The following is a 9,997-nucleotide window of genomic DNA, read 5'->3' on the forward strand; positions in this document are numbered from 1 at the left end:
AGCGGCCGGCACTACCGCCCACCGCGCACCGCGCGGCACGTACAACAGCGGGAACGCCCCATGTCCCTGGCCGAATTCGCCCTCATTGACCGCATCCGCGCCCGTACCCTCGAGCGCGACGACATCCTGCTCGGCATCGGCGACGACGCTGCGCTGCTGCAGCCGCGTGCCAATGAGCAACTGGTGGTCACTGCCGACACGCTCAACAGTGGCGTGCACTTCCCGGTGGAAACCCCGGCCTTCGATATCGGCTGGAAGACCCTGGCGGTCAACCTGTCGGACCTGGCCGCGATGGGCGCGCGCCCGGCGTGGTGCACGCTGGCGTTGTCGCTGCCGGAAGCCACTGAAGACTGGATCGATGCCTTCGCCGATGGCTTCTTCGCCCTGGCCGACCAGCACGACATCGCGCTGATCGGTGGCGACACCACGCGTGGTCCGTTGTCGCTGTCGGTGACCGCGATGGGCCAGGTGGGACGTGGCCAGGCGCTGCGTCGCGACCGCGCGCAGGTGGGCGATGACATCTGGGTGAGCGGCACGCTCGGCGATGCCGCCGGTGCGCTGCGCCTGTGGCAGCAAGCTGCGCTGAGCATCGCCACCGCCACGCTGCTGGCCGACTACGAAAGCCTGCGCCTGCGTCTGCTGCGGCCGACGCCGCGTGTGACCCTGGGCCTGCGCCTGCGTGCGTTCGCACACGCGGCGGTGGATGTGTCCGATGGCCTGCTGGCCGATCTGGGTCACATCACCACGCGCAGCAACGTGGCCGCACATGTCGATGCCGATTCGTTGCCGATCTCCCACGCGCTGCGTGAGCTGCTCGGCCGCGATGGCGCGCGCGACTGCGCACTGCGCGGTGGCGACGACTACGAACTGTGCTTCACCGCCGCCGCCGACCAGCGCGACGCGCTGCACTACCTGGCCGAATCGCTGGACGTGCCGCTCACCCGCATCGGTCGCATTGCCGAAGGGCAGGGCGTGCATGTGGATGGCGAAGCCGCCGACGGCGGATACCAGCACTTCGTCTGATTGATGACGCCGGGCATGGCCCGGCGCTGCCACGCGACTGAAACCGCCGGGCATGACCGGGTGCTGCCGTATCGGTGCGCGGTTGCTGGATGACATCGACGCTGCAGAGCCGAGCCTACGCTCGGCTCACGCGCGAAGCGCGGCTTTCATCGCGATGTGCCCCATGGCAGCCGCGCATGGGCTCGGCTCTGCAGATGTCGCTAAGCTGCCTGCAACTGCACATCCAGTACTCAGTCAGCCTGCGGCTGCCTGCCGCGACGCTGCTGCAGGCAGGACTCACACGTGACCGTTGCCAGCGACCGCGCATCGTTGACCGCGGCCAGGGCCTGCTCCAGGATCGGCGCGAGGTCATGTGGCAGGCGCGCAGCGGCTTCGCCAAGAGTGGTGATGACATGGGGATAGAGAGGCTTGTACATCTCGGCATCCTTGTTCGCAGGGCGTGGGCGCTGTTGCTTCGACCCAACCCGTTCGACGGTTGCCAACGGCTCACAGAGATGCCGATGGTGCTGTCACTGCAGGCTCACTGGACCAGGCAGCTGGCGCTCACGGCGGGCGTGGGTCAGAGCTGTGTGGTGCTGTTGGCGATATGTTCCTGGCAAAGGCGCAGTTTTCCCATGCAACAAGTTGCAAAGCACACTGGACACCGGATGGAGCTTCAGTTGACGGCTGGCAGCGTGAAGGTCCGTAGCGGGTACAGTGCGACGCCTCCAGCTGGGGAGGGCTCCTGCGGGTCGTCGTCAACACATTGGCAGTGGTACTACACCGGCGGCAGCACCTTGCCGGGGTTGAGGATGCCGTCCGGGTCCAGCGCGGCCTTGATCGCTCGCATCGTCGCCAGCGTTTCTGCGGTGAAGGCCTTCGCCATGAAATCTCGCTTGGCCAGGCCAATGCCGTGTTCTCCCGACAGCGTGCCGCCCAACGCCAGCGTCAGCTCGAAGATCTTTGGCAGCGCGGCATGCGCGCGCGCGTTCTCGTCGGCATCATCCGGGTGGTAGAGGATGTTGACGTGCAGGTTGCCGTTGCCGGCATGGCCGAAGGTGACGATGGTGAGTGCGTAGTCACGTGCCAGTGCCTGCACGCCGGCCACCAGTTCCGGAATGCGCGACACCGGTACCACCACGTCTTCGTTGATCTTGCCCGGCGCGACGCTGCGCAGTGCGGGCGACAACGCTTTGCGTGCGGCCCACAGCTGATCGCGTGCACGACCTTCCATCGCCACATCCAGTTCGATCATGCCGTCGCCCTCTGCGGCGCTGGCCAGCGCCTGCAGCAGGTAGGGCAGGGTATCGTGGTCACCATCGGCTTCGACCAGCAGCATCGCACCGGCCTCCGGCACGCCGGCACCATTCAGCCGCAGCAGCTCCAGGCTGCGTGCGTCCATGAACTCCAGGCGGGTCGGCACCACCGGCTGCGACATCAGCCGCGATACCGCCGCAGCGGCGGCATCGGCATCGCGGTACAGCACACGCAGGCCGGCCTGGCTGACTGGCAACGGGGTCAGTTTGAGCGTGGCTTCCACGATCAGTGCCAGCGTGCCTTCGCTGCCCACCAGCAGATGCGTGAGGTCATAGCCGGTGGCGTCCTTGGTGTAGGCACCGCCGCAGCGGATCACGTCGCCGGTGCCGGTAACGCCAACCAGGCCCAGCACGTTGTCGCGGCTGGTGCCGTACTTCACCGCGCGCGGGCCGCCGGCATTGCAGGCCAGGTTGCCGCCGATGCTGCAGATCTCGGCGCTGGATGGATCCGGCGCCCAGAACAGGCCATGCGAGGCCAGCGCCTGCTGCAGGGCGCCGTTGAGCACGCCCGGTTGCACCACCGCGCAACGGTCACCGGCGCGGATCTCGACGATGCGGTCCATGCGGGTGAACGACAGCACGATACTGCCGGGCAGCGGCACCGCCGCGCCGGTGGTGCCGGTACCAGCGCCACGTGCGACCAGGGCCACGCCATGCGCACGGCAGGCCCGCACCAAAGCCTGCACCTGTTCGATGTCGGCTGGCAGCGCCACCGCCGCCGGGCGCTGGTGACGCCATGAGTTGTCCTGCGCGTTCGCCTCCAGCGCGCCGTCATCCATGCGCCAGCCCTCCGCGCCCAGCAGGGCGGACAGTTCGGCAACCAGTGCAGCAGGCAGGGCAGGACTCATGACGGATCTCGTGGGGCAACGGGAGCGGGTTGGATCAGTTTCCAGGCAACAACGGCGGTAGCCAGTGGCAGCCACACCCAGCGCAGTTCAGAGAGCAGGGTGGCCACGCCCCGCGCGCTGAAGAACTGCGGGGCGAAGGGTGAAACGCGGATGGGTCGCCACGGCGCGAAGAAGCGCTGCTCACTCCATGGCCAGGCCAGGGCGACGCCGAGGCCGCCGGAGGTCATCGCATCCAGTAGTGGATGGCTGGCGGCACAGACGAAGACGAATACAGCGGCTTGTACGGTCGATGTCATCGTTGGCCCTGCCTTGGTAGGTGCCAACCTTGGTTGGCACGAAACCGCCGACCAAGGTCGGCGACTACCGAAACTGCGGTGTGCCGACCAAGGTCGGCGGCTACCAAAGAACGCCAACACCGCGGCCACCGCCGCCAGCACGCAGGCAAACAGCAACGAATGGCTGGCACCGCGGTGGCCGAAGGCATCGGCGTAGGGAATGTGCAGTGCAAAGGCCAGCACATCGGCATCGGGCAGCATCGCAGCGATCACACCGGCAGCAAGCAGGCGCGGCGGGATGCGGCCACGGTCAGCGGCGCACCAGAGCGCCAACGGCACAGCGGCATGGGTGATGATCGAAGGCATCAGTCACGCACCGTGGTCGTGCCGGCCAGGCTGCGCTCTGGTAGGTGCCAACCTTGGTTGGCACAGAAGCGCCGACCAAGGTCGGCCTCTACCAGAGCGGACGGTAACCATCAGCAGTCATCCAGCCGGAACGCATCACGCAGCCACCGCAGCTGCGGTGGTTCACCACTGGCTTCAACCACATCAAAACGGCAGGGTGCATTGGCCAGCGCCGGGTTGTCCTGCAGGTACAGCTGCGCGGCATGGGCCAGGCGCCGGCATTTGCGCGCATCCACCGAAGCGGCGCCGCCACCGAAATCGGAACGCGCGCGATAGCGCACTTCCACGAACACCACGGTACCGGCGTCATCCATCACCAGGTCCAGTTCACCGCCGCGATAACGCACGTTGCGCGCACGCGGCAGCAGCCCGGCCTGTTGCAGATGCTGCTCGGCGGCAGCTTCCACCGCCGAGCCACGTTGGCTGCGCTCAGCGACCACCGACGATCGGCATCGGCCGGCCGCCATTGAAGGTCGACCATGCCGGCTGGCGCAGGATGTTGCCGTTGCTGTCCAGGAACAGGGTGCCGGTGGCACCGTCCAGGCCGCCCTCGTTGGACAGCTTGTCCAGATAGGCGGTGATCTTCCAGGCATCGGCACCGAAAGCGAACAGGCGGCCAGCGGCGCCGCGAGCGCTGGGCAGCGCGCTGGCCACCTGGCTGGCCGACGGCAGGCCGGACACGCTGCGCACATTCCAGGCTTCGTTCGGGTAGACGATGCCGTCCAGCGCCACGTCTTCTTCCACCTTGCCGCTGCCGACGGTCAGCTGCGAGGTGCCGACGCGGGTCGCGCCACCGGCACCGGCCAACGCCAGCTGCGGCGCCAGCAACCGGGCCTGCGGGGCGCGCACGGCGAGGAACACGGCATCGACCTGACCGGCATTGCGCACCTGCGCGCCGACATCGCCGACGGCTTCGCTGACATTGACCGTGGCCACCACCTGGCCGCCGCGCTGTGCGAAGCGCTGGGCAAAGGCGGCGGCGGAACGGCGGCCGGTGTCGTCGTTGCTGCTGATCACCAGCGCGCGGTTGCGCTCGCGGCCACGCAGGTACTCGGCGGCGACGATGCCGTCGTCTTCCGGTGCCAGCGAGAAACCAGCGCTGCCGGCCGGCGGTGCATCCTTGCCGCGGTTCAGGGCCAGCACCGGTACCTGCAGCTGCTGGCGGCCGTACACGGCGTCCACTTCGTCGCGGCCCAGCGGGCCGACCACGAAGTCGGCACCGGAGGCGACGGCCTTGTCGTAGGCGGCGAGGGCACCAGCCGGGGTGCCAGCGGTGTCGAAGAAATTGATGTCCGGGCGGCGACGGCTTTCACCGTAGTAGGCGCTCAGCAGGCCATCGCGCACCGGCTGTGCGGCGGTGGCCAGGCGGCCGCTGAGCGGCAGCAGCACGGCCAGCTTGGCCGGCGGCCGGTAACCGTCGCTCATCGCCGGCGGCCGCTTGCTGGTGTCGAACTGAGCCGCGCCATCGCGGTCGAACGGGCGTGGCAGCGGCAGGCCGCGCGCGATCAGCGCACGGCCGGCGAAGTTGTACAGAGGATCGTTGGCCGGCAGGGCAGCGGCACGGCTGCGCAAAGTGGCGTCGTCGAGGGTACCGAGCAGGCCGGAGATGGCGGCCTGGTTCTCGCTGCGCGCACTGCCGGTCAGGCTGGCATGGGCGCGTGCACGTTCGGTGGCGGCGCCGAAGGCATCGCCGGTGCCCTGCAGCGCGTTGGCGCGGGCCAGATACCAGCGCGTACGCAGCGCCGGCAGCACGTTGTCGCCGTGGTCCTTCAGCAGGGCCAGGGCCTGCGCCGGCTGCTTGTCGGCCAGTGCCAGCTCGGCGCCGGTCAGCTGGTAGCGCTGCAGGCTGGCGCCGGACAGCTGGCGGGCGGTGAGCTGGCCCAGCAGGCTGCGCGCGCGCGCACTGTCACCGGCCAGGTGCCAGGCCCAGGCCGCGTCGGCCAGCGCGTTGCTGCGAGCGCCGCCGCGCAGGGTGGCGGCCAGGGCTTCCAGCTGCAGCGCGGCGTCGCGCGGCTTGCCCTGTTCGATCAGCGCCAGCGCCTGGCTCTGGGCCGGCGAATCGGGCGTGCTGGTCAGGCTGGTGGTGGCACAACCGGCCAGCAGCATCAGCGACAACGACAGGGCGGAGATCCGTGCGGCGGGCTTGTTCATGATCGGGTCCATGCGATGAGGGCAGCGGCCTTGGCCGGGTACACGCTACGATTCTACCCTTGCCCCGTGAGTACCGCTGAAATGAGTGTGCCAACCCTGTACGTCGTCGCCACCCCGATCGGCAACCTGGCCGATCTGAGCCCGCGCGCGCAGGAGGTGCTGCGGTCGGTGGCGGCCATCTGTGCCGAAGACACCCGCCGCAGTGGCCAGCTGCTGTCCCATTTCGGCATCCAGCAGCCGTTGGTGGCCCTGCACGAACACAATGAAGAGGCCCTGGCCCAGCGCCTGGTCTCGCGCCTGCAGGCCGGCGAATCGCTGGCGCTGGTCAGTGATGCCGGCACCCCGCTGGTCAGTGATCCCGGTTTCCGCCTGGTGCGTGCTGCGCGCGCGGCGGGCATCAAGGTCAGCCCGATTCCCGGCGCCTGTGCTGCCATCGCCGCGCTGAGCGTGGCCGGCCTGCCCAGCGACCGTTTCAGTTTCGAGGGTTTCCTGCCGGCCAAGGCCAGCGGCCGCCGCGACCGCCTGCAGGCGCTGGCCGGTGAAGTACGCACCATGGTGTTCTACGAATCCTCGCACCGCATCGCCGAATCGCTGGCCGACATGGCGGCGATCTTCGGCGGTGAGCGCCCGGCGGTGTTGGCCCGCGAGCTGACCAAGCTGTTCGAGACCGTGCTTGATGGTGACCTGGCCGGCCTGCTGGCGAAGGTGGAAGCTGACGAGAACCAGCGCAAGGGCGAGTTCGTGGTGATGGTGCAGGGTGCTGGCGACGATGAGGAAGCGCAGCTGGCGCATGGCCGCCGTGTCTACGCCAAATTGAGCGAGCATCTGCCGCCGTCGACCGCCGCCAAGCTGGCTGCCGAGCTGACCGGCGCACCGCGCAAGGCGTTGTACGGGAGTTGATGGATCGTGCGGACCAAGGTCCGCACCCACCAGAGCGGAATCCGCACCCACCAGAGCAGCGGAATCGGTAGATCCACGCCATGCGTGGATGAACGGGCCGCGCCGGGGTCTGCACCCACCCGGGCGGACCGATAGCGCCAGGCCTTGCGACGTCAGGACTGTACGGGTGTGTCGAGGGTGTCCAGATAGTTGGCAATCTCGGCAATCACCGAAGAGAGGTCCGGCGCGATCAGGCGATTCCTGCGCAGGAAGGCGCGCCACTGGGTCTGCTTCTGGGTATCTGCGGCGAATGACTGAGTCAGTCCGTAGGGCAGGGGCGTTGGCGCCGGGGTCCTTCGTCGATCAAACGTCGCGCCAATGGCCGCAACAAGGTGCGGGCGATCCATGGCGTCTTCGCGGATCAGTGCCAGCAAGTCGAAGAAGTCCTTCATCCTGCTGTTAGCGATGCCCAGTGCCGCTATAGCCTCGAGCTTTTCGGCAAACACGGTTTCGCGTGGATAGACGCGCAGGCAGGCTGGAGGGAATCCCTCCAGAATCACCGGATAGGTGATTTCCGGCGGCGGGGTGATCACCGCGTCGCCAAACCCGACGTCCCACTGCACATGGCAGCGTGCGCGGCCCAGATGTGCGATCAGGCGCATGCGCAGCCCCTCGTACGTGGCTTCTTCACGTATGGCCTCGATGACGATGCTGCCTGGATCGAAGCGCAGGCCGTCGTCCCCGGGCATTCCACAGAGCGAAAGTGCGATATGTAGCAGGCGATCGGGCTCAGCGCTGCCGGATCCCAGGAAATCGGCATCCCGTGTAGGGCAGTGCGGCGCGTCGAACCACACTGCGAACAGCATGGCACCCTTCAGCAGGAACTGGTTGCGGTATCGAGAAGCGGAGAGCCGGTAGAGCAGGCGCTCAACGGCGAACCTGTCCAGCACGAACTGAAAGTCCTCACCCCGCTTGCGTGCGAGATCGAGCAGCCGTTGCCGGATGGAAGCAACGCGGTGGGGAGGTGTTGGAGAGGGGATCAAGCCAGGGCATCGAGGTACGGTCTCATCAGTCTGGCAACGCGGCAGATCCGCGCATACTCCATCAACGCATCCGGCGTGGTTGCACGGCTGTGAAGCGCGTCACGCAGGGCTTCAAGTGCGACATCAAGCCCTACGAGATTGCGGAACTTGAAGCAATCGACGACGGTTTTGGCAGCGTTGCTGACGTATATGAGACGTCCGCCTACGCGACGTTCTTCCAGCCCCGCATTGAGGGTCGTTGCCGACATGCGGACCACACGGAGGGGCGGCCAGTCGATCCGCGGAACGCGGTCGCTGTTGCCGATGGAGACCCAGCGTTCGAATGGTGCTTGGGTGGTCAGGCCATGCAGGCGCAGGGCACTCAGCAGGCATAGACGGGGGTGTGGCAGGCGTTCTGCAATGATCCGCAGTCCATCATCGGTGTCGTCGCTCTTTCTTTCCGCCAACGCGTAGACGCCACGGGACAACCGGATCAGTGCGCCTGCCTCGACCAGGCGGGTCAGTTGGGCGCGGGCGATCCCGGCAGTCACCAGTTCGCGGGCGCGCAGGGTGCCTGCGCGTCGCAATAGCTTTCGTGCCTTGGCCTCAGCGTTTCCCATGACGGCATTGTTCCATAATGTCGGGTGTTTTGAATATCGACCGACAAAAAGGAACATCGTTGGCTGCGGCGAGTGACGAGTGAATGGTGCGGACCAAGGTCCGCACCCACCAGAGCGGAATCCGCACCCTCCAGAGCAGCGGAGTCGGTAGATCCACGCCATGCGTGGATGGATGAACCGGACGCCGCGATCAGCACGGCAGGAAGGGCGTGCGTAGGCTAGAATGTGCACTGGCGGAGCCGGCCAGACAGTCGCGTCATCCCTTCGGGGGTGCCGAGGAAAGTCCGGGCTCCATAGGGCAAGGTGCCAGGTAACGCCTGGGCGGCGCAAGCCGACGGAAAGTGCAACAGAAAGATACCGCCTACGTCTTCTTCGGAAGGCCGGTAAGGGTGAAATGGTGCGGTAAGAGCGCACCGCGAGTCTGGCAACAGACCGGCACGGCAAACCCCACCTGGAGCAAGACCAAATAGGGATCCTTTGGCGCGGCCCGCGTTGGATCCGGGTAGGTTGCTTGAGCGTTGCGGTGACGTAACGCCTAGAGGAATGACTGTCCACGACAGAACCCGGCTTATCGGCCGGCTCCGCCTCCTTCTTCCATATGCGTGAACCGCGCATCGGTAGTGCCGGCCGCTGGCCGGCAGCTTCACGTTGCCTGCAGGGCGGACAGAATGCCGGCCAGCGGCCGGCACTACCTCGACGTCGCGCGTTCGTCAGCCCGGCGTGCGGTACTGCCCTGCGGAAATGAACTGCGAGAAGCGCTCGCACCACACCACCACCGTGGTGTAGTCGTCCACGTTGACGTCATCGGGTACATCGACCAGGAAACGGTTGAAGGTCTTCACCTCGCCGATGCGCCGGGCCTGCGCCTTGATCTTCAGGAAGTCCGCCTTGTTGTCGACGAAATCGCGGACCAGGTAGACCTTGTAGTCCGGTCCCGGTCCCATCTTCCCGTCGAAGGCCACCTGGCGTGCGCTGACGCTGACCTTGCCTTCCGCCCAGTGCACCGCGTCGCTGCCCTTGAGGTCGCGGCGGAACGTGGTGTGATGGGTGGCGTCGTTCATGGCGGCCTGCACCTGTGCCGCGGGCGGATCATCAGGAGCGATCAGGATCGGCAGGAAGTAGACGCCCAGGCCGAAGCCGAGGCCGAGGGTGAGCAGATGGGTGGCGAGCAGGATGAGGGTGCGGCGCATGGGGCCTCCATGTGGATGTGGATCGCGCGGCATGGTGCCGGGCATGACCACCTTGGGAGGTTGCGGGCGGCATTTATAGACACAGTGCCAAGTGCAAAAAGGGCACAGTGGGGTGGCTGCGGCAACGCAGGCCCTGTGGCGCGGGCGGAAAGGCGCTGCGTCGGGAAGCTGAATGACGTTGGCAGCCTTGGATCGCAGTGACGGGTCGTGGGGGGGGGGGGGGGGGGGGCGGGGGGGGGGGGCGGGGCGCGCGGGGGGGGGGGGCGGGGGGGCGCCCCCCCCCCCCCGG

10 protein-coding genes and 1 other RNA gene are annotated in these 9,997 nt (G+C 67.4%); 3 read left to right on the top strand and 8 right to left on the bottom strand.

From position 1 onward, the window contains the following. The first annotated feature begins 60 nt into the window (after positions 1-60). Entirely contained in the window at positions 61-1,023 is a 963-nt protein-coding gene (gene thiL, locus V3B48_RS17615) for a thiamine-phosphate kinase (protein ID WP_329894150.1), read from the top strand. 230 nt (positions 1,024-1,253) lie between these two features. Here thiL and V3B48_RS17620 read toward each other — a convergent pair whose 3' ends face one another. The 5 genes from V3B48_RS17620 to V3B48_RS17640 all read right to left on the bottom strand — a co-directional run bounded on the left by V3B48_RS17620 (position 1,254) and on the right by V3B48_RS17640 (position 5,997). Then, positions 1,254-1,439 (bottom strand): hypothetical protein, encoded by a 186-nt coding sequence (locus V3B48_RS17620; RefSeq protein ID WP_032128040.1) that lies wholly within the window; start codon positions 1,437-1,439, stop codon positions 1,254-1,256. Positions 1,440-1,780: 341 nt separating this feature from the next. After that, positions 1,781-3,166 (bottom strand): FAD-linked oxidase C-terminal domain-containing protein, encoded by a 1,386-nt coding sequence (locus tag V3B48_RS17625; RefSeq protein ID WP_329894151.1) that lies wholly within the window; start codon positions 3,164-3,166, stop codon positions 1,781-1,783. Next, positions 3,163-3,807, bottom strand: coding sequence for a metal-dependent hydrolase (locus V3B48_RS17630; protein ID WP_329894152.1), 645 nt, complete (start codon positions 3,805-3,807; stop codon positions 3,163-3,165). Before V3B48_RS17630 ends, V3B48_RS17625 begins: the two co-directional genes overlap by 4 nt. A 110-nt stretch (positions 3,808-3,917) precedes the next feature. Next, complete coding sequence (locus V3B48_RS17635; RefSeq protein WP_177179500.1) at positions 3,918-4,286, bottom strand: YraN family protein; 369 nt, start codon at positions 4,284-4,286, stop codon at positions 3,918-3,920. Then, entirely contained in the window at positions 4,276-5,997 is a 1,722-nt protein-coding gene (locus tag V3B48_RS17640) for a penicillin-binding protein activator (RefSeq protein WP_285301872.1), read from the bottom strand. The genes V3B48_RS17635 and V3B48_RS17640 overlap by 11 nt, the downstream gene beginning before the upstream one ends. A gap of 81 nt (positions 5,998-6,078) precedes the next feature. Between V3B48_RS17640 and rsmI the strand changes: the two genes are divergently transcribed. Next, positions 6,079-6,897, top strand: a complete 819-nt coding sequence (gene rsmI, locus V3B48_RS17645) for a 16S rRNA (cytidine(1402)-2'-O)-methyltransferase (RefSeq protein ID WP_005412235.1) — start codon at positions 6,079-6,081, stop codon at positions 6,895-6,897. 152 nt (positions 6,898-7,049) lie between these two features. On the opposite strand, the gene V3B48_RS17650 is transcribed toward rsmI, so the two are convergent. Both V3B48_RS17650 and V3B48_RS17655 read right to left on the bottom strand, forming a co-directional pair. Continuing rightward, entirely contained in the window at positions 7,050-7,919 is an 870-nt protein-coding gene (locus V3B48_RS17650) for a nucleotidyl transferase AbiEii/AbiGii toxin family protein (RefSeq protein WP_329894153.1), read from the bottom strand. Beyond that, positions 7,916-8,575, bottom strand: a complete 660-nt coding sequence (locus V3B48_RS17655) for a type IV toxin-antitoxin system AbiEi family antitoxin domain-containing protein (protein WP_329894154.1) — start codon at positions 8,573-8,575, stop codon at positions 7,916-7,918. The genes V3B48_RS17650 and V3B48_RS17655 overlap by 4 nt, the downstream gene beginning before the upstream one ends. Before the next feature lie 178 nt (positions 8,576-8,753). On the opposite strand from V3B48_RS17655, the gene rnpB reads away from it, so the two are divergent. Continuing rightward, an RNA gene (rnpB, locus tag V3B48_RS17660) (RNase P RNA component class A) lies at positions 8,754-9,105 on the top strand. Positions 9,106-9,228: 123 nt separating this feature from the next. Here rnpB and V3B48_RS17665 read toward each other — a convergent pair. After that, positions 9,229-9,708 (bottom strand): DM13 domain-containing protein, encoded by a 480-nt coding sequence (locus tag V3B48_RS17665; RefSeq protein WP_049461627.1) that lies wholly within the window; start codon positions 9,706-9,708, stop codon positions 9,229-9,231. Positions 9,709-9,997: the final 289 nt, after the last annotated feature.

Origin of the sequence: Stenotrophomonas sp. SMYL20 (genome assembly GCF_036320045.1) — a bacterium.
In the GTDB taxonomy this organism is placed as follows: Bacteria; Pseudomonadota; Gammaproteobacteria; order Xanthomonadales; family Xanthomonadaceae; genus Stenotrophomonas; species Stenotrophomonas maltophilia_A.

Excerpts from the sequence above, each read along its gene's own strand:
- thiL (WP_329894150.1), top strand. The coding sequence starts at position 61 with ATGTCCCTGGCCGAATTCGCCCTCATTGACCGCATCCGCGCCCGTACC.
- V3B48_RS17620 (WP_032128040.1), bottom strand. The coding sequence starts at position 1,439 with ATGTACAAGCCTCTCTATCCCCATGTCATCACCACTCTTGGCGAAGCC.
- V3B48_RS17625 (WP_329894151.1), bottom strand. The coding sequence starts at position 3,166 with ATGAGTCCTGCCCTGCCTGCTGCACTGGTTGCCGAACTGTCCGCCCTG.
- V3B48_RS17630 (WP_329894152.1), bottom strand. The coding sequence starts at position 3,807 with ATGCCTTCGATCATCACCCATGCCGCTGTGCCGTTGGCGCTCTGGTGC.
- V3B48_RS17640 (WP_285301872.1), bottom strand. The coding sequence starts at position 5,997 with ATGAACAAGCCCGCCGCACGGATCTCCGCCCTGTCGTTGTCGCTGATG.
- rsmI (WP_005412235.1), top strand. The coding sequence starts at position 6,079 with ATGAGTGTGCCAACCCTGTACGTCGTCGCCACCCCGATCGGCAACCTG.
- V3B48_RS17655 (WP_329894154.1), bottom strand. The coding sequence starts at position 8,575 with ATGTTCCTTTTTGTCGGTCGATATTCAAAACACCCGACATTATGGAAC.
- V3B48_RS17665 (WP_049461627.1), bottom strand. The coding sequence starts at position 9,708 with ATGCGCCGCACCCTCATCCTGCTCGCCACCCATCTGCTCACCCTCGGC.